Source organism: Synechococcus sp. PROS-U-1 (assembly GCF_014279755.1).
Taxonomy (GTDB): domain Bacteria; phylum Cyanobacteriota; class Cyanobacteriia; order PCC-6307; family Cyanobiaceae; genus Parasynechococcus.
The window spans coordinates 1,038,811-1,063,510 of the sequence record NZ_CP047951.1 but is presented as its reverse complement, the minus strand read 5'-3'; the positions used below and the strand labels follow the sequence as shown (position 1 = coordinate 1,063,510).

General features: G+C 55.2%; 40 protein-coding genes and 1 riboswitch. Of the genes, 22 read left to right on the top strand and 18 right to left on the bottom strand.

Annotated features, from left to right (window positions below; all coding sequences use genetic code 11):
- Positions 1-6: 6 nt before the first annotated feature.
- The 5 genes from SynPROSU1_RS05820 to SynPROSU1_RS05800 all read right to left on the bottom strand — a co-directional run bounded on the left by SynPROSU1_RS05820 (position 7) and on the right by SynPROSU1_RS05800 (position 1,593).
- Positions 7-216: a hypothetical protein gene (locus SynPROSU1_RS05820; protein ID WP_186571943.1), complete on the bottom strand. Its 210-nt coding sequence runs from the start codon at positions 214-216 to the stop codon at positions 7-9.
- The gene (locus SynPROSU1_RS05815; RefSeq protein WP_222929905.1) at positions 209-367 is read right to left on the bottom strand and encodes a hypothetical protein; all 159 of its coding nucleotides are present in this window, start codon (positions 365-367) and stop codon (positions 209-211) included. The genes SynPROSU1_RS05820 and SynPROSU1_RS05815 overlap by 8 nt, the downstream gene beginning before the upstream one ends.
- A 117-nt stretch (positions 368-484) precedes the next feature.
- The gene (locus SynPROSU1_RS05810; protein WP_186571942.1) at positions 485-664 is read right to left on the bottom strand and encodes a hypothetical protein; all 180 of its coding nucleotides are present in this window, start codon (positions 662-664) and stop codon (positions 485-487) included.
- A gap of 57 nt (positions 665-721) precedes the next feature.
- Positions 722-1,369: a ParA family protein gene (locus SynPROSU1_RS05805; protein WP_186571941.1), complete on the bottom strand. Its 648-nt coding sequence runs from the start codon at positions 1,367-1,369 to the stop codon at positions 722-724.
- A gap of 8 nt (positions 1,370-1,377) precedes the next feature.
- On the bottom strand, positions 1,378-1,593 hold the full coding sequence (locus tag SynPROSU1_RS05800; RefSeq protein ID WP_255444828.1) for a hypothetical protein: 216 nt from the start codon (positions 1,591-1,593) through the stop codon (positions 1,378-1,380).
- A 552-nt stretch (positions 1,594-2,145) separates the two neighbouring features.
- Between SynPROSU1_RS05800 and SynPROSU1_RS05795 the strand changes: the two genes are divergently transcribed.
- Together SynPROSU1_RS05795 and SynPROSU1_RS05790 are read left to right on the top strand one after the other, a co-directional pair.
- A complete protein-coding gene (locus SynPROSU1_RS05795) occupies positions 2,146-2,250 on the top strand; it encodes a DUF4278 domain-containing protein (protein WP_186571939.1) in 105 nt (34 codons plus the stop codon).
- Positions 2,251-2,438: 188 nt separating this feature from the next.
- Positions 2,439-3,479 carry a hypothetical protein gene (locus SynPROSU1_RS05790; RefSeq protein ID WP_186571938.1) on the top strand — a complete coding sequence of 347 codons (1,041 nt, stop codon included), beginning with the start codon at positions 2,439-2,441 and terminating at the stop codon, positions 3,477-3,479.
- Between the two features lies 1 nt (position 3,480).
- On the opposite strand, the gene SynPROSU1_RS05785 is transcribed toward SynPROSU1_RS05790, so the two are convergent.
- The 5 genes from SynPROSU1_RS05785 to SynPROSU1_RS05765 all read right to left on the bottom strand — a co-directional run bounded on the left by SynPROSU1_RS05785 (position 3,481) and on the right by SynPROSU1_RS05765 (position 6,047).
- Positions 3,481-4,266 carry a J domain-containing protein gene (locus tag SynPROSU1_RS05785; protein ID WP_186571937.1) on the bottom strand — a complete coding sequence of 262 codons (786 nt, stop codon included), beginning with the start codon at positions 4,264-4,266 and terminating at the stop codon, positions 3,481-3,483.
- 15 nt (positions 4,267-4,281) lie between these two features.
- Positions 4,282-4,947 (bottom strand): SDR family oxidoreductase, encoded by a 666-nt coding sequence (locus SynPROSU1_RS05780; RefSeq protein WP_186571936.1) that lies wholly within the window; start codon positions 4,945-4,947, stop codon positions 4,282-4,284.
- Positions 4,948-5,029: 82 nt separating this feature from the next.
- Positions 5,030-5,263 (bottom strand): hypothetical protein, encoded by a 234-nt coding sequence (locus SynPROSU1_RS05775; RefSeq protein WP_255444827.1) that lies wholly within the window; start codon positions 5,261-5,263, stop codon positions 5,030-5,032.
- 88 nt (positions 5,264-5,351) lie between these two features.
- On the bottom strand, positions 5,352-5,537 hold the full coding sequence (locus tag SynPROSU1_RS05770) for a hypothetical protein (protein WP_186571935.1): 186 nt from the start codon (positions 5,535-5,537) through the stop codon (positions 5,352-5,354).
- A gap of 210 nt (positions 5,538-5,747) precedes the next feature.
- A complete protein-coding gene (locus SynPROSU1_RS05765; RefSeq protein ID WP_186571934.1) occupies positions 5,748-6,047 on the bottom strand; it encodes a hypothetical protein in 300 nt (99 codons plus the stop codon).
- A gap of 143 nt (positions 6,048-6,190) precedes the next feature.
- Between SynPROSU1_RS05765 and SynPROSU1_RS05760 the strand changes: the two genes are divergently transcribed.
- From SynPROSU1_RS05760 to SynPROSU1_RS05720, 9 genes are all read left to right on the top strand, one after another.
- Positions 6,191-6,328 carry a hypothetical protein gene (locus SynPROSU1_RS05760; protein WP_255444826.1) on the top strand — a complete coding sequence of 46 codons (138 nt, stop codon included), beginning with the start codon at positions 6,191-6,193 and terminating at the stop codon, positions 6,326-6,328.
- A gap of 424 nt (positions 6,329-6,752) precedes the next feature.
- On the top strand, positions 6,753-6,917 hold the full coding sequence (locus SynPROSU1_RS05755) for a hypothetical protein (RefSeq protein ID WP_186571932.1): 165 nt from the start codon (positions 6,753-6,755) through the stop codon (positions 6,915-6,917).
- A gap of 475 nt (positions 6,918-7,392) precedes the next feature.
- A riboswitch (guanidine-I (ykkC/yxkD leader) is annotated at positions 7,393-7,493 on the top strand.
- A gap of 26 nt (positions 7,494-7,519) precedes the next feature.
- Positions 7,520-8,710, top strand: a complete 1,191-nt coding sequence (gene speB, locus SynPROSU1_RS05750; protein WP_186571931.1) for an agmatinase — start codon at positions 7,520-7,522, stop codon at positions 8,708-8,710.
- A gap of 3 nt (positions 8,711-8,713) precedes the next feature.
- Positions 8,714-9,112 carry a hydrogenase maturation nickel metallochaperone HypA gene (locus tag SynPROSU1_RS05745; protein ID WP_186571930.1) on the top strand — a complete coding sequence of 133 codons (399 nt, stop codon included), beginning with the start codon at positions 8,714-8,716 and terminating at the stop codon, positions 9,110-9,112.
- Between the two features lie 24 nt (positions 9,113-9,136).
- Complete coding sequence (gene hypB / locus SynPROSU1_RS05740; RefSeq protein WP_186571929.1) at positions 9,137-9,841, top strand: hydrogenase nickel incorporation protein HypB; 705 nt, start codon at positions 9,137-9,139, stop codon at positions 9,839-9,841.
- Positions 9,842-9,879: 38 nt separating this feature from the next.
- A complete protein-coding gene (locus tag SynPROSU1_RS05735; RefSeq protein WP_186571928.1) occupies positions 9,880-10,881 on the top strand; it encodes an ABC transporter substrate-binding protein in 1,002 nt (333 codons plus the stop codon).
- Entirely contained in the window at positions 10,881-11,708 is an 828-nt protein-coding gene (locus SynPROSU1_RS05730; protein ID WP_186571927.1) for an ABC transporter permease, read from the top strand. Before SynPROSU1_RS05735 ends, SynPROSU1_RS05730 begins: the two co-directional genes overlap by 1 nt.
- A gap of 3 nt (positions 11,709-11,711) precedes the next feature.
- Entirely contained in the window at positions 11,712-12,467 is a 756-nt protein-coding gene (locus tag SynPROSU1_RS05725; RefSeq protein WP_186571926.1) for an ABC transporter ATP-binding protein, read from the top strand.
- 56 nt (positions 12,468-12,523) lie between these two features.
- On the top strand, positions 12,524-13,546 hold the full coding sequence (locus SynPROSU1_RS05720) for an aromatic ring-hydroxylating dioxygenase subunit alpha (RefSeq protein WP_186572270.1): 1,023 nt from the start codon (positions 12,524-12,526) through the stop codon (positions 13,544-13,546).
- On the opposite strand, the gene SynPROSU1_RS05715 is transcribed toward SynPROSU1_RS05720, so the two are convergent.
- The 3 genes from SynPROSU1_RS05715 to SynPROSU1_RS05705 are packed head-to-tail and all read right to left on the bottom strand — an operon-like array spanning position 13,468 to position 14,886.
- On the bottom strand, positions 13,468-14,337 hold the full coding sequence (locus SynPROSU1_RS05715) for a sugar phosphate isomerase/epimerase (RefSeq protein ID WP_186571925.1): 870 nt from the start codon (positions 14,335-14,337) through the stop codon (positions 13,468-13,470). The two genes, SynPROSU1_RS05720 and SynPROSU1_RS05715, sit on opposite strands and share 79 nt — an antisense overlap.
- The gene (locus SynPROSU1_RS05710) at positions 14,334-14,510 is read right to left on the bottom strand and encodes a hypothetical protein (RefSeq protein ID WP_255444824.1); all 177 of its coding nucleotides are present in this window, start codon (positions 14,508-14,510) and stop codon (positions 14,334-14,336) included. Before SynPROSU1_RS05710 ends, SynPROSU1_RS05715 begins: the two co-directional genes overlap by 4 nt.
- Positions 14,511-14,547: 37 nt before the next feature.
- Complete coding sequence (locus SynPROSU1_RS05705; RefSeq protein ID WP_186571923.1) at positions 14,548-14,886, bottom strand: phenylpyruvate tautomerase MIF-related protein; 339 nt, start codon at positions 14,884-14,886, stop codon at positions 14,548-14,550.
- Between the two features lie 159 nt (positions 14,887-15,045).
- Here SynPROSU1_RS05705 and SynPROSU1_RS05700 point away from each other — a divergent pair, with 159 nt between their 5' ends.
- The 4 genes from SynPROSU1_RS05700 (at position 15,046) to SynPROSU1_RS05690 (ending at position 17,944) form a co-directional block, all read left to right on the top strand.
- A complete protein-coding gene (locus SynPROSU1_RS05700) occupies positions 15,046-15,387 on the top strand; it encodes a hypothetical protein (RefSeq protein WP_186571922.1) in 342 nt (113 codons plus the stop codon).
- A 13-nt stretch (positions 15,388-15,400) separates the two neighbouring features.
- Positions 15,401-16,855: a glycosyl hydrolase family 57 gene (locus tag SynPROSU1_RS05695; protein ID WP_186571921.1), complete on the top strand. Its 1,455-nt coding sequence runs from the start codon at positions 15,401-15,403 to the stop codon at positions 16,853-16,855.
- A 77-nt stretch (positions 16,856-16,932) separates the two neighbouring features.
- A complete protein-coding gene (locus SynPROSU1_RS13930) occupies positions 16,933-17,055 on the top strand; it encodes a hypothetical protein (protein WP_255444823.1) in 123 nt (40 codons plus the stop codon).
- Between the two features lie 715 nt (positions 17,056-17,770).
- Positions 17,771-17,944, top strand: a complete 174-nt coding sequence (locus SynPROSU1_RS05690; protein WP_186571920.1) for a hypothetical protein — start codon at positions 17,771-17,773, stop codon at positions 17,942-17,944.
- A 197-nt stretch (positions 17,945-18,141) separates the two neighbouring features.
- Here the strand turns inward: SynPROSU1_RS05690 and SynPROSU1_RS05680 are convergent, their stop codons facing one another.
- On the bottom strand, positions 18,142-18,318 hold the full coding sequence (locus tag SynPROSU1_RS05680) for a hypothetical protein (RefSeq protein WP_186571918.1): 177 nt from the start codon (positions 18,316-18,318) through the stop codon (positions 18,142-18,144).
- 152 nt (positions 18,319-18,470) lie between these two features.
- On the opposite strand from SynPROSU1_RS05680, the gene SynPROSU1_RS05675 reads away from it, so the two are divergent.
- Entirely contained in the window at positions 18,471-18,917 is a 447-nt protein-coding gene (locus SynPROSU1_RS05675; RefSeq protein ID WP_186571917.1) for a DUF1499 domain-containing protein, read from the top strand.
- A gap of 7 nt (positions 18,918-18,924) precedes the next feature.
- Here the strand turns inward: SynPROSU1_RS05675 and SynPROSU1_RS05670 are convergent, their stop codons facing one another.
- On the bottom strand, positions 18,925-19,065 hold the full coding sequence (locus SynPROSU1_RS05670; RefSeq protein ID WP_186571916.1) for a hypothetical protein: 141 nt from the start codon (positions 19,063-19,065) through the stop codon (positions 18,925-18,927).
- A gap of 88 nt (positions 19,066-19,153) precedes the next feature.
- On the opposite strand from SynPROSU1_RS05670, the gene SynPROSU1_RS05665 reads away from it, so the two are divergent.
- The 3 genes from SynPROSU1_RS05665 to SynPROSU1_RS05660 all read left to right on the top strand — a co-directional run bounded on the left by SynPROSU1_RS05665 (position 19,154) and on the right by SynPROSU1_RS05660 (position 21,661).
- Positions 19,154-20,530: a DUF2130 domain-containing protein gene (locus SynPROSU1_RS05665; RefSeq protein WP_186571915.1), complete on the top strand. Its 1,377-nt coding sequence runs from the start codon at positions 19,154-19,156 to the stop codon at positions 20,528-20,530.
- A gap of 3 nt (positions 20,531-20,533) precedes the next feature.
- Complete coding sequence (locus SynPROSU1_RS13925) at positions 20,534-21,031, top strand: early protein (E6) (protein WP_255444820.1); 498 nt, start codon at positions 20,534-20,536, stop codon at positions 21,029-21,031.
- Between the two features lie 312 nt (positions 21,032-21,343).
- Positions 21,344-21,661 carry a hypothetical protein gene (locus SynPROSU1_RS05660; protein WP_186571914.1) on the top strand — a complete coding sequence of 106 codons (318 nt, stop codon included), beginning with the start codon at positions 21,344-21,346 and terminating at the stop codon, positions 21,659-21,661.
- Between the two features lie 9 nt (positions 21,662-21,670).
- Here SynPROSU1_RS05660 and SynPROSU1_RS05655 read toward each other — a convergent pair whose 3' ends face one another.
- Positions 21,671-21,826 (bottom strand): hypothetical protein, encoded by a 156-nt coding sequence (locus SynPROSU1_RS05655; protein ID WP_186571913.1) that lies wholly within the window; start codon positions 21,824-21,826, stop codon positions 21,671-21,673.
- A gap of 243 nt (positions 21,827-22,069) precedes the next feature.
- On the opposite strand from SynPROSU1_RS05655, the gene rpsU reads away from it, so the two are divergent.
- The 3 genes from rpsU to SynPROSU1_RS05640 all read left to right on the top strand — a co-directional run bounded on the left by rpsU (position 22,070) and on the right by SynPROSU1_RS05640 (position 23,386).
- Positions 22,070-22,246 (top strand): 30S ribosomal protein S21, encoded by a 177-nt coding sequence (gene rpsU, locus SynPROSU1_RS05650; protein WP_009790002.1) that lies wholly within the window; start codon positions 22,070-22,072, stop codon positions 22,244-22,246.
- Between the two features lie 219 nt (positions 22,247-22,465).
- Entirely contained in the window at positions 22,466-22,705 is a 240-nt protein-coding gene (locus tag SynPROSU1_RS05645) for a hypothetical protein (RefSeq protein WP_186571912.1), read from the top strand.
- A 3-nt stretch (positions 22,706-22,708) separates the two neighbouring features.
- Entirely contained in the window at positions 22,709-23,386 is a 678-nt protein-coding gene (locus SynPROSU1_RS05640) for a hypothetical protein (RefSeq protein ID WP_186571911.1), read from the top strand.
- A gap of 481 nt (positions 23,387-23,867) precedes the next feature.
- On the opposite strand, the gene SynPROSU1_RS05635 is transcribed toward SynPROSU1_RS05640, so the two are convergent.
- Positions 23,868-24,023 carry a hypothetical protein gene (locus tag SynPROSU1_RS05635; protein WP_170951142.1) on the bottom strand — a complete coding sequence of 52 codons (156 nt, stop codon included), beginning with the start codon at positions 24,021-24,023 and terminating at the stop codon, positions 23,868-23,870.
- A 110-nt stretch (positions 24,024-24,133) separates the two neighbouring features.
- Entirely contained in the window at positions 24,134-24,637 is a 504-nt protein-coding gene (locus tag SynPROSU1_RS05630; RefSeq protein WP_186571910.1) for a DoxX family protein, read from the bottom strand.
- Positions 24,638-24,700: the final 63 nt, after the last annotated feature.

Here is a 24,700-nt window from a genome sequence, read left to right as displayed (position 1 = left end):
GGGCCATCACACCAAGTTCAGGGCATGCAGGATCTGCGCCCGGATGCCCCCGAGGCGGCGCCATGCTCGAAGGGCATCGGCTTTGCAGGTGTAGGGCCTCCAGTCGTCTTCTTCCATGCGCCGTTTGATGTGACGCATCACACGCTCAGCAACAACACGATCGCTGGGGACCGTCAAAACAATCCGCTGACCATTCACCAAACAGGTTTCAGTCATTTTTATTTTTGGGCGGTTTGATCAATTCACCCGTCTGCAACGACACCACAGCGAAACTTCCGACAAACACCAGCGCCACCAAAGCCAGAAATGCCGCAGTGAGATCGCTGATCTCGAGCTGCCCGAGCATGAAAGCAAAGAGATCTGGCATCAGGCACAGAGATGGGCTCCGAACTTAGACCGACTCATCCGTGGTCAGATTCCCCAGAACCACGCCGGCCATGGACAGGCCGATCGCAAGCAATACAACCGTTTCAATCATGCCGCCTCACCAGAGGTGATGGGTTTCAGCACAGCAACTGCCTGGGAGGGCTTCAGCGAAGGTTGCGCTGACGATGCGGAAGGCTCCTGGGGCTGCCAAGTGGAAGCTGCTGAGCAACGGGTGGGGTTTTTCAACCAGGAACTTCGACCCATCAGCAACGATCAACTCAACCAATCCTTGCGGCAACCTTCCGAGCTGTCTGTCCGATCGGCGACCGACGCAGTGCGTGTCTCCATTGCCGTTTCAGGCACTGAGGGCATCCAAAGGGGCCACGGACAAACGATCACGAATCTGGACAGCCGCCTGGCAATAGGCCGACCATCCCCCCATGCGTCTCAGATCAGCTCGACCACGATCACTTACCGCATCAGACACACAAACACCTTCCACTTCCGCTTTTTCAAACGCAGCCAACAGGGGGATTTCGGTTTGCATCACATCCACACCAAAACCATCCAAGATTTGGCGCGCATCCTGAGCAAGCCGTTGTTTACGGCTATCCACCTTCACCAACAACGCGGCATGCATGGTGCCCATTTGCCGGAGGATTGAGGAGAGCTCAATTGTGAGCTCAACAGATCGGGCCTGCGGCGTGGTCGGCAACAGCACAAGGTCGGCACCTGCCGAAAGATTTTTGAGTTCATCTTCATGGCTGCTGGCTTGACCATCGGTGATGATTACTTGGGCATGGCGGGTGGCTTTCGCTGCAGCCTCGACTGGAACCACCTCAAACGGGAGCATGCCCCGAGCGGCATAGGCGGTTGCCGAGCGGTTGCGATCCGCATCAACAACACACACCGACAGGCCCTGTTGAGCCCACACACAGGCCAGATGAAGACTGGTGCAGGTTTTTGCCACACCTCCCTTTTGGCCAAAAACAGTCAAAAACATTATTCGATTTAAATGCGCGGAATGATTGCGTCGTTAGGGAAGAACTCCTCAAACACACAAATGCGGTCAGCCCAACGGGCTTCCACTTCCAGTCGCATCAAGCGATTGCGCACCCACATCAATGTGTCTACATCAATCGGTTTATGAAGCTTGTGTTGCTGGGCCTTCACCCAATCATCTTTGCTTTGAGAGCTGTTCATGGCTGCTAAAACCAACGTGTCCATACCGTACGGACGAAGGATCGAGGCGCCAGCAGCTTCACATTGAGTAAGCATCACAAATCACCCAATTGCAGACGAACTGTTCAGCAGAACAACGAATTAATGGAAGCTTTGAGTCCACAATCGAACTGTCAGAGCTTGAACCGCCAGATCGGTAGCCGATCCATCATTCCGTCACTCCAAGCAGCGACAAGATGAAATCAGTTCCTGAAACGCTGAGATGACGCAAACCACTGCCTACCCCACTCTGTTGCAGGCCATCACCAAGGCGGCTCAAAAAACGCCGCAACTCAAACCTCGCCCGGTGCATACACCGCCAAACGGGCGCGGAAGCAATTGAATGAAAACCGCTGGAATGCATCCAAGCGGGGTTATTCAGGCCTGGGGCAAACCAAATTGCAGCTGTGTAACAGCACGAACGACACGTGGGTTGATATCGCCTCTATAAAGGTTGTGTAGCAACAGCTACGTAACTACGTTCACCCCGCCTTAGGCGAGGCGCAGTTCGATTCAGGCCATGGAACGGGGACCTGAGCTTGCTTCGAGGAACTAACCATGACCCTGACCTATCGCGGCCAGAAGTACATCCAGAACAATGCTGCTGCGTCCAGCAAGCAGCGTCCTGTTCTGGTTTATCGCGGTCAAAAAGTCGCTCGCTGATAACAGCACGACAACCTTCCCTCAAGCCCCGCCCAAGCGGGGCTTTTTTTATGGCTGTTTCGTCGTGGGATCAGGCTGCTTGGCTTTCCAACGTTCAAACCAAACCGCCACACCCAAGGAGATACCGATAGCGATGCCTGCACCGATGCAGACGATCCCAAATTCCACTGGCATGCAATCACCCCAATTTGATCTCAATCATCGGACAAGACCGCTTAGAAGTCGCGATCCATCGCTATGCATTGGTTTCTTCAGGGCGTGCTGGAACGATGTTCCTAATTCATAATTCGCACGAACAAGCCAATCTCCTGGCATCAGCACTGGTGCAAGTCCACAGAATTGAAGGCCACTGGTACACGTCTTTTCAACAGGACCTTGCCCACACCCTTTTCCTGAAGCTGCTTGACGCTGAGATTGACTTCTCCGGCCATCCCGGAATTGAGGTTGAAACGTTGGCAGAGACGTTGACGCAAGCATCGGAGCGCCAAGAGCTTTTGGAACTGCTGATCGCCTTCGAAATGCTTTGCAATCCGATCCCGGAGACGTTGAGTAGGGACATTGATCATTGGGCCAACTCACTGAACATCAACAGCGAGATCCTGAACCTCGCCAGGGAATTGGCATACAACGCCATCACCCAGGCAACAACAGATTTTTACCGCTGCAACTGGATCGGAGAAGGCGATGATCAAAGCGATCCTGCCTTTCAGGACCTCTTGAAAAAATACGGTGATCACGCCTATGGCGTATGTGTCACGGCTGATCCTGATGAGTTTGCACGCTGGGACAACCTCAAAAACTGTTCCCAGGGCAGCCTTGGACGCAGTCTCTGGGAGTTTTACCAATCAAGAGGATTCAAACTTCCCGGTGAACTCGGTGCCGGTAACGCAGCACTCGCGCATCACGACTGGATCCATCTGATTGCTGGGTATGACACCACCCCCATCGGAGAATTGGAAGTCACAGCATTCATGGCTTCCTCAAGCCGCTCAGAGGGAGCAACCCTTGGCTTTATAGGAGCAATCAGCATCTTGGAAACTGGGTTGCTGCATAGCTTCTACGGCGCCGACAAATTTGGGAGAGCGCTCTCAGCCGACGATGGAATTGAGCGTATCGCTCAGGCAATCAGCAGAGGCAAAGCCTGCAATGTCGACCCGCTCATCGACCTTGACTATTTCAAGTATGCAGACACACCGCTAACAAACATCCAGAAGGCCTGGTGGAGCTGAGTTAGTTCACCAAGCGTTGATACGCTTCATTAACGCGGCGAAAAGCCTCAGCCGAACCGCCAAGATCGGGATGGTGCTGCTTCACCAGTTTGCGGTGCGCCTGCTTGATCTGGGCCATCGAAGCGTTGGCGTCCAACCCGAGGACATCTAAAGCTGCAATCCGTGGATCACGGGGATGTCCAAAGTCCACACGATCTGTTCGCCTTTGATCACTTCGCGTGCGACGTCCCTGCCGATTTGAGCTGGATCGTTCCTGTCGCTGACGCAGTTGTTCAACCACCCGCCGTGGATCCTCATCCAGCCATTCGCTGGCTCGAACGCCGAACAAGGCAAAAGCTGCCAAGACTGCTGCTGTTTGTTTGCTCGCCTTGGATCCCAGAGCCGCCAGCAGATCAGTCCCCAAACCAGGAACCAGCCGATCCAATCGCTGCTCAAGAGTCAGCTGGGAAGGAAAACTGCTGCGGTTGAGCTGATCAACCAACGACTCCAACCCGCGCTGACGCAGGGCACTCCATCCCGGCTGCTGTGCAAGGGACTGTCCCCAGCCCCGCACCTGTTGACTGCTGATGCGCGGCGGGGCTTGGGCCGATGGCTCGCTCCAAGAGCGATGGGAGGTCGTTTCGGTGCGAAAGCGTTGGCGTTGCTGCCGCTGCAAACGTTCCAACTCGCGACTCAGCCGCCGCACCTCACGACGCAGGGCATCATTTTCGGCCAGCAACGCCTCGACATTGCTGGTGACCCTTTGTTCAGCATGGGCGCCAGACCAATGACGCGGATCAAAACCCAAAACGTTTCTCCCGTCTCACCATGGCAACGGCTCACCATTGGCATGCCAGAAGCTGCCGCTGTTGTCCATGGTCAAAGCATCGATCCGAGCCAACAGACCCTCCACCGCTAGCTCCGGGTCGATACCGCTTGGATTGAACTGAATCATGCGAGTCCGCACCAAACCAGGATGCAAAATTGCAACGGCGATGCCCTGCGGCTCCAGATCAATCGCCAATGACTTTCCCGCCATGTTGAGAGCCACCTTCGACATCCGGTAGCCATAGGACCCTCCGGAGGTGTTGTCATCAATGGAGCCCATACGGCTGGTCATCAACACCAACTTGGCGCCATGGGGCATCTGATTCACCAAAGCCCGGGCTAGCAGCAGCGGAGCCAAGGCATTCACCTCAAACTGGCGGCGAATCCCATTGGGATCAAGATCGGAGAACCCCATCGACTGCAGGATTCCCGCATTGAGGATGACGCCATCCAAGGACAAACCCGCCAGGCGGTTCACCAGATCATCGATGGATTGACTGTCACTCAGCTCGAGACCTGATTCAACCCTTGCCCCCAGGGAGACAAGTTCATCACTTCTTTGACGGCAAACCGCCACCACGTCATCACCCCGGGCCTTGAGCTGACGGCAATATTCCAAGCCGATCCCACGGTTGGCGCCAGTGACCAGGAACGTCGCCATGGAGAGATTTCAGCAACAGCCATCCTGCCGGCTCTTGCATCGATCCAGCGAAAAAATCAACCGAAGAAATCAACCAAAGAGATCAAGCGGACAGATCACCATCGACACCGTACTGATGCAAACACTGCTTCACCGTGAGCACCGAGACCGTGCCTCCGGTCTCCGCATCCACCAGCAGGTATGGACTGCCACGAAGCACACAGCGCCGTCGTGCGTCGATATAGGCATCAAAAGCATTGGCGTGGGAACACTCCTCCACCCAACCTTCGCTGCTGAGGTACCGCGTGAGAATCATGCCCAAGGGCGCCGAGGCCATGGTTATGGCTCAGGACATTCCCCATCCCAGGAAGTGACCTGAAGTCTTCGGGATCACGATGGACCCTAAATGAAAGAGCCAACGGCTCTCAATGGGATTCAGGCGATCCCTGAACAACCGTAACCACCTGATTCCAGGTGGCATGAACCACGCGATAGGTCTTCAGGGTGGCGCGTGATTTGGTGCGGGCATTCACAAAGGCTTTGAACTCCGTTTTGAAGCAGATCTCCTGGATCCACTGCCCCCCCGACTCAAGCCTCTCGATGCAATACATCAGACATCAGCTGTTAACAACATCACACCCGAAAAATTTTCCCTGAGCAAAAAATCAAAAGATGTTATTTGGGATCGGTCCAAAAAAAAGCCCCCGCGGTTAGCGAAGGCTCGGGTGGTGTGAGGAGTCGACGTTTGTTGCAAAGGCCGACCCTAATTTCATAGCTCGCTTTCACAGCGGCAGCACCACCAGCCACAAAGCTTTATCGGTTCAAAGATAAAGAACACTGTCGCGACAGCGCTGTAGGGCCTCACGAACAGCATTGAGGGCCGTTTCATCAGGAGGTTGCAGTCCCTCAGGGACCACGACCAAGTCATCTGCATCCAAGCGAACCCTTGCCGAGAACCAGGTGCCATGACCTGGCACAGAGGCACGACAAATGGGCTCCTGCATGTCATCCAAACGACGCTCGATCAACCAACCTTGCACTCGATCCAAGGGCTGAAACGCCGTCGCCCCCAGGGCCACAGGCGATAACAGGGTGAGCAGCAACCAATGCAACGCCTTCATCACAGCTCTGGGACGACGGACGCGCACCCATCGTCACAGAGAACACCAGTTCAGCAGCTGCTCTGCGTTAAAAGGTCTGGATTGCGCAACCGTCGATGCCGCTATTTCGCTGTGAAGGATGCTCAATGCGAATCGAACGCTCCATGGCGGCCTACTGGCGCAACAAGGGGAAATTGCTCTGCTCCTCATGCCTGGACCGCGAGGAGACGCCTCTGAACACAAACGAGGGTCTGCGAACCGATGGATCTTCCGGATTCCGTGCCAACGGCAACAACAGCTGAGGTCAGCTGGGGGAATGATCCCTGAGACATTGATCCTGAATCATGGGTTTCCTTGCCGTCGCCGGATGCATGCTCTTGGCCACCGCCATGTCGGCTGCACTCACAACCAAACCCTCCAAAGCCTGAGCGATCTCAACTCAACACACGGACCTCAAACTGAAACCGGGCGTGTCCCGGTTTTTTTATGGGCGTGAACAGGAACCCGTTGCACGGATCGCCACCTAACCAGCGTGGTGAAACCAGAGAATCCTTGGAGGGGCCAAGACAGTCAGCTCACTGACGTGGGAACAGATCACACAGAACCAAGGAGGGCCGCCTGCTCAGCCGTGGTTCTTTGATCTCTTCAAAGAAATTTAGAAGTGCAAATAAACCATGCAAGGGGAACCTTCGCAGCGTTAGATCCTTGAATCAATAGGGGAGTTCCATGGAAAGCATCAGCCGCATCTGCGCCACGTCCAAGGGCACAACCATTGATGCCATTGGTCGAGGGCGTTACCGGGTCTGCAACAAGCAGGCGGTGTGCTCCGAGGTTGACGGCCTATGGCAGGCCTACGAGACCCTTCGACAGCAAGAACAATCCTTAAGTTGAACCATGCAACCAGGAATGGGTAACAACACTTACAGCACCTCAGTGCTCTATGCATAACAATTAGCTGACCCCGGTGAGGGGTAATGCGTCGATTTCGGGAGGGCCTAGGGAACCCTCCTTTTTTATGCATTGTTGTCAGATGCTCAGGATTCCTGAACTATCTTCCCCGAACTCCAAATACAGGCATCGAGCATCTTTTGGACGTCCGCAATCAATGAGGTGCTGAACCCGTTGGCGCCACCACTGCGAGACAGTGGCATTCACCTCGTCGCCAGACTGACCACCGAAAGATTCACTCACAGCAATCATTCGTTTTGGGCAAAATCTAAGCAACGTGATTGACAACGCGAGTTGGCTTATTACCCGGTGTTAGCAGCTGTTGTTACCCAACAACATTGTTCAGCAAAATCGTCCACAACGATCATTTGTAGCGGTTCACACTCCGAAGGGCATCAAAGCCGCAGACAGTGAAATTGCGGATGAAACCTAGGGTTCCGATCTCTACACAGGGATGCCTGGTCCAAGAGGTTTCCACCGGCTTTGCCGGTTGCACGGAGGGATAAAAGCCCGGGAGACCGCCCCAACGCACACTCCCTTATTAGATGTCATCCCCATCGGACCCCTCGGGGGCCTTCCAGCGCTCGCATCCCAGCGAAGGCATGCAGGCACTCGAAAAAGAACGCAAGCTTCCACTCACCGGCTGGCAGCAAGAAGTTGATCAAGCCAAACGCTTCGGGCTTGAAGCCGCCGAAAGCATTGTTGACCGCAACATCTCCACCTTCTCCAGAGGCGAGCTGCCGCATTTCGCCGGCATCAACACCTTCATGAAGGCGCCCTACCTGGAAGACGTGAACCAAGTGGGCAACTACGACGTCGCCATCGTTGGCGTTCCCCACGACTGCGGCACCACCTACCGGCCCGGAACGCGCTTCGGCCCTCAAGGCATTCGACGAATTTCAGCGCTCTACACCCCTTACAACTACGAAATGGGGGTGGACCTACGCGAACAGATCACCCTCTGCGATGTGGGTGACATCTTCACGATCCCTGCCAACAACGAGAAGAGCTTCGATCAGATCTCCAAAGGCATCGCCCACGTGTTCTCCAGCGGCGCCTTCCCGATCATCCTCGGTGGCGACCACTCGATCGGTTTCCCCACGGTGCGTGGGGTCTGCCGCCATCTCGGCGACAAAAAAGTGGGAATCATCCATTTCGATCGCCACGTCGACACCCAGGAGATCGACCTGGACGAGCGGATGCACACCTGCCCGTGGTTCCATGCCACAAACATGGCCAATGCTCCGGCAGAAAATCTCGTGCAGCTGGGCATTGGTGGCTGGCAAGTGCCTCGGGAAGGAGTCAAAGTCTGCAGGGAGCGGGGCACCAATGTGCTCACGGTGACCGACATCACCGAAATGGGGTTGGAAGCCGCAGCTCAGTACGCCATTGAGCGAGCCACTGATGGCACGGACTGCGTCTACATCTCCTTCGACATTGACTGCATCGATGCCGGCTTCGTGCCGGGAACTGGCTGGCCCGAACCGGGTGGACTGATGCCCAGGGAAGCCCTCAAACTGCTCGAGCTGATCGTGCGAAACGTTCCCGTCTGCGGTCTGGAAATCGTTGAGGTGTCGCCGCCTTACGACATCAGTGACATGACGTCCCTGATGGCAACCCGTGTGATTTGCGACACCATGGCCCACCTTGTGGTGAGCGGTCAGTTGCCCCGCAAAGAGAAGCCGGAGTGGATCAGAGATACCTGCAACATGAACGTTGATCAGAAGTGGAGATAGGCCATGCATGAAGTCGACATGACCAAGTGCCTGCTGATCTCCCTGAATGAATGGCGCGACCGTCGCAAGGACACCTCCGCGATGGTCGAAACCGTTCACCTCGATGTGGGGCGATTCACCTGCGTTGAACCCGATCAGCTGGTGACCACCTACAACGCTGCAGTACAGGGCACCTGGCTGGATGGATCCCAGCTCACGATCACGGAAATCCCCTTTGTTGGCCGCTGCTTGATCTGCAACGGCACCTACGACCCCTTACCGGAAAACGCCTACCGCTCTCCCTGCTGCGATCACCCACTTGAGGAAATCGTCAGCGGTAGGGAATTGCGCATCCGCAGCATCGATTACCGCAGCGAAGCCGCCGCTGCCCTTGAGTCCGCCCCAATCCAGCGTCAGCGCTGAAACCCAATACCCCTCTTTTTTGCCATGCATATGCCTCTCGAGGACACCCTCGGCCTCAACCTGCTTGCAGCCAACACCCATCAGGCCGAACACAACAACAAGCATTTCCAGAGCTGGGATCTGCTTTGCCTCAACCTGATGAGCAGCCCGGGCGCCGGCAAAACCGCTCTGCTCGAGCGTTCCCTCCCAGCCTTGGCTCGCGAACTCAGCATGGCCGTCCTAGAGGGCGACATGACTACCCAACTGGATGCCGACCGCTTGGAAGCTGTTGGCATCCCGGTCGTCCCCATCACCACAGGCAGAGCCTGCCACCTTGATGCGGCAATGGTGAGTGGTGGCCTGAAGTTGCTGCAACAGCGGCTGGATCCTTCCGCGCTGGATTTGCTGCTCGTGGAGAACGTGGGCAACCTCGTCTGCCCAGCGGAATTCGACGTTGGGGAACACCACAAAGTCGCGTTGCTGAGCGTTACCGAGGGCGACGACAAGCCGCTCAAGTACCCGCTGATGTTCCGCAACGCGGATGTGGTGCTGATCACCAAGGTGGATCTTCTGCCCCACCTGCCTGTGGATGTTGCGGCAATCCGCCGCAACATCCACAGCATCAACCCCAACGCCACGGTGATTGAGGTCTCCGCCCTCACAGGCGAAGGCCTGGATGCCTGGCACATCTGGGTGCGGCAAGCACTCGCCAGCCGAACCGCAACAGCCCCTGCTCTGGCCACCGCCTGAGCAGATCAATCCAACCTCCTGTTCCTCACGCCCATGCCATGACCAAACAACTACGCAACCTTCTCTTCGCCGGCCTTGCCATCATGCTGGCCGTTGCCTGTTCCAAGCCCTCCACCCCGACGGTGGGCGGCACTCCGATTGTTTTGGGCTACAGCAACTGGGCCGGATGGTGGCCCTGGGCCATTGCCGTGGAGGAAAAGCTGTTCGAAAAGAACGGCGTGAACGTGGAGATGAAGTGGTTCGACGGCTATGTGCAATCGATGGAAACCTTCGCCGCAGGCAAGATCGACGGCAACTCCCAAACCTTGAACGACACCATTTCCTTCCTGCCGGGTGAGAACGGCGGTGAAGTAGTGGTTCTGGTGAACGACAATTCTGCCGGCAATGACCAAATCATCGCCGACGCCTCGATCACATCCATCTCCGATCTCAAAGGCAAGACCGTTGCTGTTGAGGAAGGCGTCGTGGACGACTACCTGCTCAGCCTGGCCCTCAAGGATGCGGGCCTTAGCCGCGACGACGTAGTGATCAAAGGCATGCCCACCGATCAGGCAGCCACTGCATTCGCGGCTGGTCAGGTGGATGCCGTTGGGGCCTTCCCTCCTTACACCGGCACCGCGATGCAGCGAGAAGGTGCTCAGGTGATCGCCAGTTCCAAGGAATACCCCGGTGCCATTCCTGATCTGCTCACCGTCAGCGGTGATCTGATCAAGGACCGTCCCGACGATGTGCAGAAGATCGTGAAGACCTGGTGGGACGTTCGCGAGTTCATGGTGAAGAACCCCGAAAAATCCGAGGCGATCATGGCCAAGCGTGCCGGCATTCCCACCGAGGAATACGAGCAGTACAAGGACGGCACCCGCTTCTTCTCCATCGAGGAGAACCTCGAGGCCTTCAGCAACGGTGAGGGTATGAAGTTCATGCCATTCGCCGCTGAATCGATGGCCGACTTCATGGTTTCAGTGGGCTTCATCCCTGAGAAACCAGACATGAGCAAGCTGTTTGACGACAGCTTCATCAAGAAGGTCGCCGCCTCCTGATGACTGCTACGGCCGCCGCTGCCAGCAAGGAGAGAAGCACTGGTCTTCTCTCCCTCCTCACCCTTGGTGCCATGCCATCCAAGGCCGTGCGTGGCGGCCTGCAGGTGGCATCACTGCTGGTGCCCCTCCTGATCTGGACCGCCATCGCCTCCCTTGGCCTGGTGGATGAAAAGTTCCTGCCCTCTCCGCAGGCCGTGTTCCGCTCCCTGGCCTCCATGGCCGAGAGCGGAATCCTTTTCCAAGACATCATCGCCAGCACTGGCCGTGTGTTCGGAGGATTTCTTTTGGCCACACTTCTGGCGGTACCGATCGGCATCTGCATGGGGGTGTACCCGGCGATCTGCGCCATCTGCGAGCCGCTGATCGCCATGCTGCGTTACATGCCTGCAGCGGCCTTCATCCCTCTGCTGATCATCTACCTGGGCATCGGTGAGGAGCCGAAAATCGCACTGATTTTTCTCGGCACCATTTACTTCAACATCCTGATGGTGATGGATGCTGTGAAGTTCGTTCCAAAGGAACTCATTGAAACCACCCTCACCTTGGGTGGTCGCAGCCGGCAGGTGCTGGTGCAAGTCGTTGCCCGCTACAGCCTGCCCAGCATCATCGACACGTTGCGGATCAACATCGCAACCTCATGGAACCTCGTTGTGGTGGCTGAACTCGTGGCCGCGGAAGTGGGCCTCGGTAAACGCATTCAGCTCGCTCAGCGCTTTTTCCGTACTGATCAGATTTTCGCCGAGTTGATCGTTCTCGGCTTAATCGGCTTCGCCATCGACATGGGATTCCGGCTGCTGTTGCGTCTCAGCTGCAAATGGGCGGTGTGAGCCATGGAACTGATCGTTAACAACCTCAGCAAGCGTTTCGGGGAAAAATTGATCCTCGATAACTTGTCGTTTTCCATGCAATCCGGAGACTTCATGGCCCTGGTGGGCAGCTCTGGGTCCGGGAAGAGCACGATTCTGCGGCTGATCGCTGGTCTGGATCAACCGAGTAGCGGCAGCATCGCTGTCGACGGCACACCAGTCTCTGGTCCTGGGCCAGACAGGGGCATGGTGTTTCAGAAATACAGCCTCTATCCCTGGCTGAACGCCGCTGAGAACGTTGCCTTCGGCATGCGACTTCAGCGGATGAAAGCAGAAGAGATCAAGGAGCGAACCGCCTATTTCCTCGAAGTGGTTGGGCTGAGTGACGCCGCCACAAAATTGCCGCGCGAACTGTCGGGCGGAATGCAGCAGCGGGTAGCTATAGCGCGGGCCCTCGCCACCAACCCCAGCATCCTGCTGCTGGATGAACCCTTCGGCGCTCTGGATTTACAGATCCGCGAATCGATGCAGGACTTTCTTCTCAAGCTCTGGCAACGAACAGGCCTGACAGTTCTGCTGATTACCCATGACGTGGAAGAAGCTTTGGTTTTGGCCCAGCGCGTTCACGTGCTTGCCCCCAATCCAGGGCGAATTATCCGCTCCCTCGATGTTGATCTCGATAAAACCGATCTTGATCAGCTGCGCTTAAGCAGCAACTTCCTCTCCATGCGTCGGTCCCTCTCCGCCACCATGCGAGAGCTGGAGCCGGCACTGTCCTGAGTGAAACCGTTTTGAATCAGCCGTTCCTTCCAGCATCGCCCTATCGCAGCGACGCGATGCACCAATGGGACAGCCACACCTACGCCAATCATTACTGGCATCCAGTTGCAGCTATCAGCCACCTCCATCCAGGTGAGGTGCTGGAGGTCACCGTCTTGGATCAGCCCCTTCTGCTTACCTGGCCCACGGGAGAGCAGCCCCGTGCTTTTCGCAATCGGTGTCCCCATCGCGGTGTTGCATTCCGGCCAAGGGCCGAAACAGGGCAGCCCTGTAGGCGTCTGATCTGCCCTTATCACGGCTGGACCTACGACCTACGCGGGGAACTGCTGGCGGCGGCACGAGAAGCAGAATTTGAGCAGAACTTTGACCGGCGGGAATGGAGGTTGCAAGAGCTTGCCTGCCGCATTGATGGCCCACTGATCTGGATCGCTTTGAGCGACCAGGCCCTAACGCTCGAAGAGCAGCTGCAGCTGATTCATACCGAAGCCGGAGGCGCATGGAACGCTGCATCCGACTTGTTGCGGCAGAGCCGAAGCAACCTGGCCTGCAATTGGAAGATCGCCCACGACAACACACTTGACGACTACCACGTCGCCATTGCCCATCCGACAACGCTGCACCGCGAACAAGGGCCAGTGCGGGATTACCGCCATCGCTTCAGCCGCCACAACAACCTTCTGGAAACTCCTCACCCAGACGGTGGACGCTTCCTCACCTTCGGGCTGCCGCCATGGAGCCATCTTCTGGTCTGGCCAGACGGACGGTTGGCGTTTCTGGAATTTATTCCCGATCAACCCGATCGATGCACGATGCAATTGCGCTTGTTCGCAACCAGCGACGCCATGGATTCAACCTCAGCAGACACCTGGCTGATGCAAATGCTCACCTTTCTGGAGGAAGACAAGGCTTTGGTTGAATCAGCCCAGCACGGATACCAAGACGAGTTCAAGCCAGGACCGCCGCATCGGCTGGAACGAAGGATCTTGCACTGGCAGGGTCTCTACCGAGAACGGCTGGAATCAGCCGGAATCAGCATTGTGGAGCGCAGCCAAGAGGCCATTTTTGTATTGAGGAGCTGAACATCCGCAAGAGGTTCAGCTGTAAATGGATGAAGCGGCATGTAGCCATCGGGGCCGAACTCTGGCGTCATCGTGATCGGCCGTTCGGGCATGGCGCTCTTATCTAGAAACAACTGCCAACAGCGGCGATGGCTCTCGAGGGACTCAGCCCATTCCGGTGCGAAAGGGTGGCTGACTGAGGGCCCCTGCGCATGGCCGACGCGGGCATGGATGTGATCAACCCGAGCGGCCATCGCCTGAATGGGGGGCAAGTCGGGCGTCATCAGCCGTTCCGACACCGCACACCAGTGACTCAGATCCGCTGTGAGCCGAAGGCGTGGATGGCGGGCCAGCCAGGCCGGCATCCGCCAGGGGTCGAACAGGGAACGACTGCGATGCGTCTCGAGCGTCACCGGAATGGAACAGGCATCAATCTGATCCAGAACGCTGTCAAGAAAGCGATGCTGCTCGACCTCATCCCAGCTGTCGCTGCCGGTGATCAGCGTGATCTTGAGCGGGGTCAGCGCCATAGCCCGCTCCAAGCCGCGCTGAATTTGATCAAAATGCTGTGCTGGAGAGCAATTGAGATCGGGGGTGTAATCCCCCCCAGTAACAATTTCAAGGATCAGATGCTGGTTTGCATCGGAGACGCAACGTCGGATCGCTTCTGGATTAAGGGCTTCGAGACAGGAGTGGTCGAGATTGACTTCAAGGCCGTCAAACCGATCGCTTGCAGCCGATACACAAGCCTGGTCCAGGGACGCCGTCCAGCCCCACAGTGTTTTGAACAGCAGCAACCGTGAGCTGCTCAATGGATCTCTGAAAACACCTGCGGCTGGATACCGAGATAGACAGCTTCGCGGAAGAGAGCCCGCTTGGCCTTGGCATCACGGTTCTGTTCTGCCAAACGGAAGCGCTCACGCAAGGATGCGATCAACGAGGTCTGACGTGGGTTGCCTGGAGCGCCGGGAACTGAGCTGGTCACCACCAGAGCACGATTTCGGCCTCAGTATGAAGGGGCATCACCCAAAGGTGTTGCCATTCCACCCCCAACAGCTCGCCTGCACATCTTCAAAGCTGATGTACACCCGGTTAGCAGGGATTCCTGTGCGTGCCTGGATCAGTTCACAGAACGCGGCAGTCATCGCCGATGGCCGGAGTGCGCCAATCGATTTCACCTCGACATAAGCACAGGGCTCATGGTTTCCAGCGAAAGTCATCGGCACTCCCAGTTCAAGAAGGGTCATCACATAGGCCTCAGGTTTCCCTGTCTGGCTGGCCAACTCGGAAGAAAGCTCCTGCAACAACGCCGGTCCATCCTGAAGCGCTGGCAGCGAAGTGCGTACATTGATGAGAGGCATCGCCCCAAGGAGAGCTGAGTAAATCTTGGCACTCTCCAGGCGCGAGTGCCAAAGCTTGCCTGAGCACCAAACCGAAACATTTCCGAGAACAAAGTTCATCAATCTGAACAGTTTAACTCAGCAAAAGCTCTTAAATTCCGCAGGAAAGTGATCAAGCGCATGATCCTTCTCCACTTCTTTGGACTCGGAGATGTTCTACGACGTTTTGAATTAGAGCAAATTACAGGTCTGAAATTAATGGGCTTCAGACCACTCAGCCTCGACGAATTGATGCACTGGTCGCAACACATTGCTGACCAACAACATTGGGATGTTGAGGCAATTCGCCAAGAGGTACTAACCATTTGGCTTGATCAAGCAGAAGACATCACCAGCTGGAGACAGCGGCTGGATCAGGCGCCCGCGGATGTTGAGTTGCTGGCCGGTCTTGGCGATCAGCACACATGGAGTGATCATTGGGAAGGCATGCTGCGCCAAACACCGCGCGCCGGCTGGCAATAACGAGCGGAGTCCCATGACAAGCTGTCCACCGATCAGCGGGCGTGAGCAGCACGTAGCAGCCTTAATGCTGAAACCGCGTCACGTCTGGTCGAACAGCGCTATCACGCTTGACAAGCTGCGTTCAGGGTTCGCCTGTGCTCTCCACATGCACCAACCGACGGTGCCAGCTGGAGCCGACAACAGCTTGATCTCCCATCTTCAACACATGCTCAATCACCCCAATGAGGGTGATAACCACAATGCCGAACCTTTCGCCCACTGTTACCGCCGCCTCGCCGAGCTTCTACCTGAACTGATCAACGAAGGCTGCGATCCAAGAATCATGCTCGATTACTCGGGCAATCTGCTGTGGGGAATCGAACAGATGGGGCGTCGCGATATCGGCGATGCACTGCGTTATCTCGCTTGTGATCCGCTGATGCAGTCGCATGTGGAATGGCTTGGAACCTTCTGGAGCCATGCCGTTGCCCCATCCACACCTATCCCTGACCTAAAGCTGCAAATCAGTGCCTGGCAACAGCAATTTGAAGCCTGCTTCGGTGGAGCGGCCCTGGAGCGGGTCAAGGGGTTTTCACCGCCGGAAATGGCATTGCCGAACCATCCCGACACCCTGTTCGAATTTGTCAAAGCCCTAAAAGAGGCGGGATATCAGTGGCTTCTTGTTCAGGAGCACAGCGTTGAACGTATGGACGGCACCCCTCTGCATCGCAGCCAGTGCTTTGTTCCCAATCGACTTCTCGCCAGGAACAGCAAAGGAGAGGAGATCAGCATCACGGCGCTGGTCAAGACCCAAGGGTCCGACACCAAGCTCGTGGGGCAGATGCAGCCCTATTACGAAGCAATGGGCTGCGAACGCCAACAACTCGGCGACGTCGAGGTGCCATCGCTTGTGAGCCAGATTGCCGATGGGGAAAACGGGGGCGTCATGATGAATGAGTTTCCTGAAGCGTTCCGGCAGGCCAATCGCCAAGTGCGTGACAACCCCAACGGCACCGTGGCGATCAACGGCAGTGAATACATCGAAGCCCTTGAGCGGAATGGTGTGACCCCCAACCACTTTCCAACCATCCAAGCGGCCCAACAACAGCGTCTCTGGTCTGAAGCTGGGGACAACGCCTCTGCTGAGGAGATTCAAAACGCGATAAGCCGGCTGAGTGTCGCCGATGCCGGCTTCAGTATGGAAGGCGCGTCTTGGACCAACAACCTGAGCTGGGTCGAGGGGTACGCCAATGTGCTGGGCCCCATGAACCAGCTGAGCGCGGCGTTTCATGGGTCGTTTGACCAGAGCGTTGTTGAAGATCCCTCCATTACGAGCACCAAGCCGTATCAAGAGGCCCTTCTCCATGTGCTGCTGCTGGAAACCAGTTGTTTCCGGTATTGGGGGCAGGGCACCTGGACCGACTTCGCCCACGAGATCCATCGCCGCGGCAACGAACGCCTAGAACGCGCACAACGCTCCAACCTGTGAAGCCAGAAGCCAAAACCTGAGAAGAGCTTCACAGAGCGTTACATTCGTGTAAGGTATTAGAAGTGATGGGTTAATTGATGGGCGACTACACAACAGCGATCATGGCCACGATCGGCGTCGGCATCGTGATTACTGCCGCTGTGGTGTTCGCCCTGATGCGTCCCAGTGACCTTCCGACCATCGACGAGAACCGCAACTAACCATGGGCATCGTCACCGAACTGGTCATAGCAGTTTGCGAGATCGGGATTGCGCTTCTCGTTGCTGTTTCTTTGCCCGTGGCTGAATCACCGAATTGAGTCAAGCAGCTCCCTTCAAACGGAACTCCAAGTAGATCGAGGCAGCATCCCGCTCACGATCCAGCTCCACTAAATCGCTGCATCTGGATTGCATCCAGCTGTCAGATTCTCTCCAAACTTCAAGTCGATAGCGTCGTTCAAGGTTTTGACCGGAACCTTCCAATGTCTCACCTCAATCTTTATTCATCGTAGGCAACCGATCTTGTGAACGTTTTGGATGTCAACGTATAACAACCAAGTTCAAACACCAATATTGTTCAGAGTCGTGGGCGTCGAACCGCAGCGCTTGGTGCGTTTACAAAGTCGTCTTCAAGATCACGAAGCAGTAATGCCAGCCCAACCCCCATTAGTGCGAGAGCAGCACCGCACTCCTGATCGCTAGCAGCCTCAACAGATCGGGCCAGCTCGAGATGTTGCGACCAAGAAAAATGCATGAAATCCTGCTAGCAGCTCCATCTTGAGAACAATTCAGTCAAGGCAGGTCAAAACACGACAACAGGCAACGCTCTGTCATCAAAACCGTGTATGCAGGAGAACACATCACCCATGAAACGTACCCATTGTTACGACGAACCGGGAGCATGCGGATACCTTGATCGCAATTCGCCGACGTCACCATGGAGCCGATTGCTCTGACACTTGGCCAACAGTTCGATCTCGAGCAGCGCAGTCGCGATATCAGCACGATCACGGACGTGAAAAAGCTACAGGAGATCAGCAAGGATCTGCTTCTGGCATGGCAAAAGGAAATCGCACGTTCTCGAGCGGCAGCCTGCTCACAACCCAAATGACGTTTGATTACAGTTGATCCAATTCTTGGTGAATTGTGAAACTGAGTCTGCCTCAGCAATTCGAAGCTGAATCGATCAAGCGATCCATCGACGACACCAACGACCTGGACAGCTTGAAAGCCCTAGCGAGAGAACTCGCTGATCTTTATGTACGTCAAAGAGCAGCAACGGCGTGGGTTATTGCCGATAAATAGGCATTACACCTTGCTGTCCTTGCGCCAGCGTCGTTCCAAACGTTGACGAGCTTGGTCAACCGTTGTTTCACTCGAAAGGGCTGTTTTCCTGCGATACGGCCCCGTGATCGACCAGAACTTCACGGCTGAAGCAAGCGCCACCACCAGCCACGCGAGCACAATCCAGCTTGCATTCGTCATCGACGCCCATCAATCGCCACCATGATGGCGAACTGGGACCATTTCAGGCCTGTTGACCCCCCAACCAGCACAAACGTGGATCCGGAGGTACGCCAATTCGTAATTAGCCAGCTGGTGGTGATTGTCCTACCGGTGGCAACCCTTTTCGGACTATGGCTTTGGATGCTCAACTGGAGAGGTCGTTCCCGAAGAGACCAGTGACCCACATCGTCGGACTACTGGCTCCCATTCTGATGTTGTTCCATATCGTCGGGCCCATGCCCTCAGATCTGGGGCTGAGCAACGGCGTACTCCGTCCATGTGAGACGTCTGCTCACTGCGCAAGGCAAACCTGGGAGAGCTCCAACCCATCAGAGGATTTCCACAGACTGAGCTCCATGGTGGAGGGAACTCCCAGGACGGTTGTCGTTAACCAAGACGAGAACTACCTCCATGCGGAAGCCAGCAGCGAAATCTTTGGTTTCGTCGATGACCTGGAACTCTTTGCAGACGTCGACAAGGGCCAGATACAGGCACGCTCTGAGTCTCGACTGGGGGATTCGGACCTTGGCGTGAATGCAGCAAGGATTGCAGAGCTCCGATCCGCCCTGGAGCGCTGAAGGATCGTCAGACCTTGGCCCGACGCAGGTTGCGAACGTCCGTGATCAGATCCTTGATGCCGGTCACGAATCCGACTGCAGCTATCGCCACGATGCTGACGACAATCACTGTCTCCAGCAGGGCATGGGGGTCAAACCAGTCAGGCATGGGACCAACCATTGATCTGACCTCTTGTTAGCCAGAGCCCGATAAAATGCCACCACGTGGCGCGATCGAACAACACAAATCGTCAGACATGCACGACATCATCTGCCCCCACTGCAACACAGCCTTCAAGGTGGATGAGGCCGGCTATGCCGACATCCTTAAACAGGTTAGAGATCGAGAATTTGAGCAACAACTGAACAAACGGCTCGCCCTGGCAGAACAAGACAAACGCAATGCCATCGAATTGGCCATTGCCAAAAAAGACAGAGAGATGCAGACGCTCGAAGCAAAACTCAAGCAAAGTGCAATGCATCAGGAACTGGCAATTAAAGATGCTGTCAATAAAGCCGAAAAGCACCGGGATCGTATCGCCGCTGAACTGCAGCAGATGCGCGAGCAGCAGGCGACAGAACAACGTCTTGCAGAAACAAGATTCGCCAAAGAGATGCAGGCGATGACACTCCAGAAAGAGGGCGAGCTTCGTGATTTGAAGGCGCAGCTGAATGCAGGTTCGATGGAACGAAAGCTTGCTGTGAATGAGGCAGTGAGCACGATGGAGAAACAAAGGGATGCTCTCCAAAGTGTTTTAAATGAAACCGAGCTGAAGCATCAACTGGAATCACAATCACTTAAGGAGCGCTATGAAGCTCAAATCAATGATCGCGATCAGGCAATTGAACGCCTACGCGACATGAAAGCGCGACTCTCTACCAAAATGGTGGGAGAAACCCTTGAGGCGCACTGCGAAACAGAATTCAACCGAATTCGCGCTGCTGCCTTTCCGCGGGCCTATTTCGAAAAAGACAACGACGCAAGTAGTGGAAGCAAAGGTGATTATATCTTCCGCGACCAAGACAATCTCAATAATGAAATCATCTCGATCATGTTTGAGATGAAAAACGAAGCCGACACAACAGCCACAAAGAAGAAAAACGAAGACTTCCTCAAAGAGCTCAACAAAGACAGGATCGAAAAGAACTGCGAGTATGCAGTTCTCGTGTCCCTGCTCGAGCCCGAGAATGAGTTGTACAACTCAGGAATTATTGATGTTTCTCATCGCTATCCAAAAACATACATTATTCGGCCACAGTTCTTTATTCCATTCATCACGTTGCTACGCAACGCTGCTCTTAAGTCACTAGAATACAAAGCAGAGCTGGCTCTTGTTAAAGCTCAAAATATTGACGTTACCAATTTCGAGAATGATCTCGAAACCTTCAAAACAGCCTTTTCACGAAACTACGACCTTGCCTCAAGACGCTTTCAAACAGCGATAGATGAAATCGACAAATCGATTGATCACCTACAGAAAACCAAGGATGCGCTGATGGGCGCCGATCGAAATCTACGGCTCGCCAACGATAAAGCACAGGATGTCACGGTTAAAAAATTGACCCGCAGAAATCCAACGATGGCAGATAAGTTTGCCGATTTGGATAAGTCTTCTGATCAGCAACCCGCTTGAACGATGCCATCTAGTCCACGCAACCGCATCGGCGAGGTTTACGGGAAGCTCACCGTTGAGCGCGCTTCCGAACGAAGGACCAAAGCAGGGAACGTCTACTGGTGGTGCCGCTGCAGCTGCGGAGCAGAGCGGGAAGTTCCCAGCGACAAGTTGTCGCTGAACACAGCTCGACGCAAACCAACCGTGAACGCTTGCGAGCGTTGCTCTAGAGAATTGCAGATCGAAGGGGTTTACCGCAAAAACGATCGTGAGGAAAAAGATCGACGCTTAAAAGCTGTAGAAGCAAGATCCAAACTTGTGGGGCAGGTTCCCGAACGATGGCTGAAGTTGCCGCTTACCGACGCTCACGCACGAGAAGTGGGACAGAAACTTTTTTTTCGTGGCACAACCTGCATCCATGGACACATAGCGCCTTATCGCATCAACGGCGGCTGCCTTGCTTGTTCCGGTCAGACTCCATCTGCGGCAAGTTTGCCATCAACCAAGCCCAAAGAGTCATAACTGCGGCGCCGAACGCCAACATTGCTAGCAGTTTCGCTTCCATTCAGAGAAAATCGAAGTCATCTTCTGAATCACCCGAAAATGCATTCATGACAAGTGCAGAAAAGGGGACAAAAATGGCTGCCATCACGAGTATTTCCACAAGACCTTGGAAGCTGAATTGAATTTAACCGGGTTCACTTTACAAAAAGTCATCAGGACTACCGTTCAATCGCCGTAGGTTCAAATACTCAATTCCCTGCAGCCATAGGCATTTCACTCTGTTGTCAGCCATGACAGCCGAATCAGACTGAGTGAAGTCGTAAAACGGCGATGCCAAAGGTACTGAGAGCTGCTTCGGAAACGATCCGCAATCTGCTGAAACCACCGTTTCAACAGAGCATTTCAGAAGAACGGCTTCGCAACGACCGTCAGAGCTACTTCGCCATGACGCGGGCCTTAATCGATGCTCAAATCGAATGGCGAGATGCCGAGCTCACATCAAGGCTGTGGCAGGAAGTGGCTGACCGAGGCATGGATCGCGGTCGCATCATTCATCTGCTGTACAGCGGTGAAGCACCCCATGAAGAGGAAGCGCTGCAAAAAGCTGACATGGCTTATGTCCGGCTGATCAACCCGAAAGACCCCTGAGGGGTTCTTTCAGAGTTCAAACATGGTCCCCAACAGCACGGCGGGATGGGTGGTCTGTCCTGCTGTGCTGCGTTCGAGTTGAACCGCCATAACGCAGTGGGCAAGAAATCGAACGGCCGAAAGAACAGCCAGGCCAATGCACAGGGGGCAGTGCGTGAGGGACAAGACGGAGACCTGCCGAACGTGGTTGACCTATCCCAAAGCAGAAGCTTGCAAGCGCCACCATCTCTTCAACAACCGTCACGCAAGACAGGTGCAGAACCTGGGTCGGCACGGCGCCGAAGCATCCGAACAGACCTCTGTACAGACCATGGAGCAGCCGGGTCTCCCCAAGTGTGTTTGGCATCTGACTCGACACGCGAGGGTGGCTGGTAAGCTCGTTGTTTATTGCTCTCTTTCGGGGAACGGATGAGTCAGGTCACAGTCGGCGAGAACGAAGGCATTGAATCTGCGTTGCGTCGTTTCAAGCGCTCCGTCGCCAAAGCCGGCATCTTTTCTGATCTGCGTCGGATCCGTCACCACGAGACTCCCGTTGAGAAGTACAAGCGCAAGCTGAAGCAGCGCTCCCGCAACCGCCGCCGCTGATCCGGCGGGCTTGATTCATCAACGGGCCTCAGGGCCCGTTTTTTTTGTCCGTCAACGTCTCCCACAGACAACGGCAGGCTGCAGTTTCATCAGGAATGTGCATAGGTCACGGCCTTTTGGTGCTGATTGCGCGGGGAAGCTCAAGCGGCAGGAGGTGTCACAGTGCGCCCTTATATTCGCCAGAATTAACCAACGCATTTGTCAGACCAAGACCACCCGATGGTGTTGATTAATCCATTTTGTCCCATCAGCGCTGCAAAAATTGCAAGCCTCAAGGCCACTGTGATTTTGCTGCTGGTGTTGTTAATGAAATCAAAACTGCTGCGAATCAAGATGTCAGTTTTGGGTTCATTTCTTGGATTCGCCATATTGGTGAGCTTCCTGCTTAGTGCTGGCGTTTTGACCGTGATTACAGGCGGAGCCGTCGCCTACGCAGCCATGCAAAATAGGGGCAACTGAATCATGCAGAAGCGTCTCCCTTTCTTCAGCGGTCTTGCTCTGGCAACACTCGGTGTCACAGGTCTTGCCGGTGGAGGTCTGCTCTGGAATTTTCAAGGTCGCACATTGGGGCTTGGCAGCACGGTGACGGCGTTGGTGCTGCTCGGGATCAGCTTTGTGCTGCTCCGACCTGAACCGCAACTGGAACCCATTTCAGCCACTGAGGACTTACAGCCGATCAAGGTCAAAGCACCACAGGCCTCATTCCTTGGCCTGATGTTGGCAACCCTCGGGACCTTCGGCATGGCGGCATCAGGGCTGCTGTGGAATTTTCAGGGGCTGGCCTTTGGACTTACTGGAACATTGACCGCAGCCATTGCTCTTCTGTTGAGCCTGGTCTTTCTTTGGCCTCTTGGCGCAATCAAGCCGACCAAACAAGCTGTCGTTTCTCCTGTAGCCAGCAGAACGATCAAGGTTGAAGCGCCTGAAGTGGTTTCAAAAATCTCATCGCCTATCCAAACCACTGCCGAAGCGATCGCTGAAAAATTGGCTGCAGAGCAAAAGGATCGTCCTGAACCGATGCTCGTGAATTTTGCTCCTCTGTATCTCCTGCCTGGCCAACGTTTAACAACACGTGCCCGACGTGGGGGACGTTCATTGGGGCGTTATCGTTCAATGGCTAACGACCTATTCCGGAGCTGAACTTTCTCCAGGCATTACGCATTTGGCGGTGCCATGGAGTGATGTTGACATCTAGACGTTGGTCAGATTCCATCGGTTGCTCAACATTGAAACCAGCCTCCTCCATCTCCCGCCGGAGACGGCGGGTTATCGGAATTAGCAAAATTGATAACAAGAGTGCTGCAAGTAGCAGAAATGGGAGCAACGAGAGCAACCAAATGGTGGCAATCACCGTAAATGTTCCTGCCATGACGGTTTTCAGCCATCGCGGCATCGTTCTGCTCCGATGACCAGGCAGTTGCTTCATCACTCAAGACACTCCATCCGCTCTTGAAAAAATCCGCTCGAGTTCACGTTGAAATGCCGTTGAACTGAGAGGTTCTCCCAAGCGTCTGCGCTGGTTACGTCGCAGCATGGCCCCGATCCAGCAGATTTGCAGACCAATGAACAGAGAGGAGATGATCAGCAACGGTGACTCGGCATCATTCCACTCCATCTCAGTTCAATAACTGGACTGAGGGAGGGTAAAGCCAGATTGCATATGCCCAAAATCCAGCAGCACGTAAGTCAACCAGATCAATACCGCAGCAACACCCGCTCCAGCGGCAACTTTTGCCAATGACCGTCCGATCATCTCCAGCAGGCTGACCTCTTTCATCGCGTTGAACCAACTCCAGCGATTCTGACGCGTCCTTCACCCGTACCGTTGCCAGGCACTAAAAAAGGCCCCGCCGGAGCGGGACCAGGCAAACGATCAATCAGTGATGATCAACGACCAACTGCAACTTCTTCAAGAACAGATCCGTTGCTTGTAGCAAGGTCGCCGTCTTGTTCAGAAGAAAACTGCATGTCGGGCTCAAGACGTCGTGCGATGAGCTCATCAATGGAAAACACCCCTGGTCCACAGGCCAACACCGCAACAGCGGCGGCGAAGTACAGCCCCAGAAGCTCTAGCAGGTAGATATTGAAGCCAGCTGTGACGATCGCGTGGTAGATGGCGACGGAAATGGTTCCTGCAACCGCCAACGCCCCCATCCGGGTCAACAACCCCGTGATCAGCAACCAGCTGCCAATCACCTCCGAAAACGCCGCGACGTAGGACAGAAGGATCGGGAAAGGCAGATGCAAGGGACGGACAAATGCATCAGCAAAATTTTCGATGTTGGCGAGCTTCTCGTAGCCGTGGTGGATCAGCAGAGCACCCGTGAACACCCGAAGAACAAGTAGTCCAAGATCGCCTGCAATGGGGCGGGAAAGGATGGCGCGGATCACTGCAGAGCTAATCGACTACACACAACTTAAATAAGTTGCGTGACGCAGCGCGACTCCACGCCA

Excerpts from the sequence above, each read along its gene's own strand:
- SynPROSU1_RS05820 (WP_186571943.1), bottom strand. The coding sequence starts at position 216 with ATGACTGAAACCTGTTTGGTGAATGGTCAGCGGATTGTTTTGACGGTC.
- SynPROSU1_RS05815 (WP_222929905.1), bottom strand. The coding sequence starts at position 367 with ATGCCAGATCTCTTTGCTTTCATGCTCGGGCAGCTCGAGATCAGCGAT.
- SynPROSU1_RS05805 (WP_186571941.1), bottom strand. The coding sequence starts at position 1,369 with ATGTTTTTGACTGTTTTTGGCCAAAAGGGAGGTGTGGCAAAAACCTGC.
- SynPROSU1_RS05800 (WP_255444828.1), bottom strand. The coding sequence starts at position 1,593 with ATGGACACGTTGGTTTTAGCAGCCATGAACAGCTCTCAAAGCAAAGAT.
- SynPROSU1_RS05795 (WP_186571939.1), top strand. The coding sequence starts at position 2,146 with ATGACCCTGACCTATCGCGGCCAGAAGTACATCCAGAACAATGCTGCT.
- SynPROSU1_RS05780 (WP_186571936.1), bottom strand. The coding sequence starts at position 4,947 with ATGGCGACGTTCCTGGTCACTGGCGCCAACCGTGGGATCGGCTTGGAA.
- SynPROSU1_RS05775 (WP_255444827.1), bottom strand. The coding sequence starts at position 5,263 with ATGGCCTCGGCGCCCTTGGGCATGATTCTCACGCGGTACCTCAGCAGC.
- SynPROSU1_RS05770 (WP_186571935.1), bottom strand. The coding sequence starts at position 5,537 with ATGTATTGCATCGAGAGGCTTGAGTCGGGGGGGCAGTGGATCCAGGAG.
- SynPROSU1_RS05765 (WP_186571934.1), bottom strand. The coding sequence starts at position 6,047 with ATGAAGGCGTTGCATTGGTTGCTGCTCACCCTGTTATCGCCTGTGGCC.
- SynPROSU1_RS05760 (WP_255444826.1), top strand. The coding sequence starts at position 6,191 with ATGGCGGCCTACTGGCGCAACAAGGGGAAATTGCTCTGCTCCTCATGC.
- SynPROSU1_RS05755 (WP_186571932.1), top strand. The coding sequence starts at position 6,753 with ATGGAAAGCATCAGCCGCATCTGCGCCACGTCCAAGGGCACAACCATT.
- speB (WP_186571931.1), top strand. The coding sequence starts at position 7,520 with ATGTCATCCCCATCGGACCCCTCGGGGGCCTTCCAGCGCTCGCATCCC.
- SynPROSU1_RS05745 (WP_186571930.1), top strand. The coding sequence starts at position 8,714 with ATGCATGAAGTCGACATGACCAAGTGCCTGCTGATCTCCCTGAATGAA.
- hypB (WP_186571929.1), top strand. The coding sequence starts at position 9,137 with ATGCATATGCCTCTCGAGGACACCCTCGGCCTCAACCTGCTTGCAGCC.
- SynPROSU1_RS05735 (WP_186571928.1), top strand. The coding sequence starts at position 9,880 with ATGACCAAACAACTACGCAACCTTCTCTTCGCCGGCCTTGCCATCATG.
- SynPROSU1_RS05730 (WP_186571927.1), top strand. The coding sequence starts at position 10,881 with ATGACTGCTACGGCCGCCGCTGCCAGCAAGGAGAGAAGCACTGGTCTT.
- SynPROSU1_RS05725 (WP_186571926.1), top strand. The coding sequence starts at position 11,712 with ATGGAACTGATCGTTAACAACCTCAGCAAGCGTTTCGGGGAAAAATTG.
- SynPROSU1_RS05720 (WP_186572270.1), top strand. The coding sequence starts at position 12,524 with ATGCACCAATGGGACAGCCACACCTACGCCAATCATTACTGGCATCCA.
- SynPROSU1_RS05705 (WP_186571923.1), bottom strand. The coding sequence starts at position 14,886 with ATGCCTCTCATCAATGTACGCACTTCGCTGCCAGCGCTTCAGGATGGA.
- SynPROSU1_RS05700 (WP_186571922.1), top strand. The coding sequence starts at position 15,046 with ATGATCCTTCTCCACTTCTTTGGACTCGGAGATGTTCTACGACGTTTT.
- SynPROSU1_RS05695 (WP_186571921.1), top strand. The coding sequence starts at position 15,401 with ATGACAAGCTGTCCACCGATCAGCGGGCGTGAGCAGCACGTAGCAGCC.
- SynPROSU1_RS13930 (WP_255444823.1), top strand. The coding sequence starts at position 16,933 with ATGGGCGACTACACAACAGCGATCATGGCCACGATCGGCGTCGGCATC.
- SynPROSU1_RS05690 (WP_186571920.1), top strand. The coding sequence starts at position 17,771 with ATGGAGCCGATTGCTCTGACACTTGGCCAACAGTTCGATCTCGAGCAG.
- SynPROSU1_RS05680 (WP_186571918.1), bottom strand. The coding sequence starts at position 18,318 with ATGACGAATGCAAGCTGGATTGTGCTCGCGTGGCTGGTGGTGGCGCTT.
- SynPROSU1_RS05675 (WP_186571917.1), top strand. The coding sequence starts at position 18,471 with ATGGCTTTGGATGCTCAACTGGAGAGGTCGTTCCCGAAGAGACCAGTG.
- SynPROSU1_RS05670 (WP_186571916.1), bottom strand. The coding sequence starts at position 19,065 with ATGCCTGACTGGTTTGACCCCCATGCCCTGCTGGAGACAGTGATTGTC.
- SynPROSU1_RS05665 (WP_186571915.1), top strand. The coding sequence starts at position 19,154 with ATGCACGACATCATCTGCCCCCACTGCAACACAGCCTTCAAGGTGGAT.
- SynPROSU1_RS13925 (WP_255444820.1), top strand. The coding sequence starts at position 20,534 with ATGCCATCTAGTCCACGCAACCGCATCGGCGAGGTTTACGGGAAGCTC.
- SynPROSU1_RS05660 (WP_186571914.1), top strand. The coding sequence starts at position 21,344 with ATGCCAAAGGTACTGAGAGCTGCTTCGGAAACGATCCGCAATCTGCTG.
- rpsU (WP_009790002.1), top strand. The coding sequence starts at position 22,070 with ATGAGTCAGGTCACAGTCGGCGAGAACGAAGGCATTGAATCTGCGTTG.
- SynPROSU1_RS05645 (WP_186571912.1), top strand. The coding sequence starts at position 22,466 with ATGGTGTTGATTAATCCATTTTGTCCCATCAGCGCTGCAAAAATTGCA.
- SynPROSU1_RS05640 (WP_186571911.1), top strand. The coding sequence starts at position 22,709 with ATGCAGAAGCGTCTCCCTTTCTTCAGCGGTCTTGCTCTGGCAACACTC.
- SynPROSU1_RS05635 (WP_170951142.1), bottom strand. The coding sequence starts at position 24,023 with ATGAAAGAGGTCAGCCTGCTGGAGATGATCGGACGGTCATTGGCAAAA.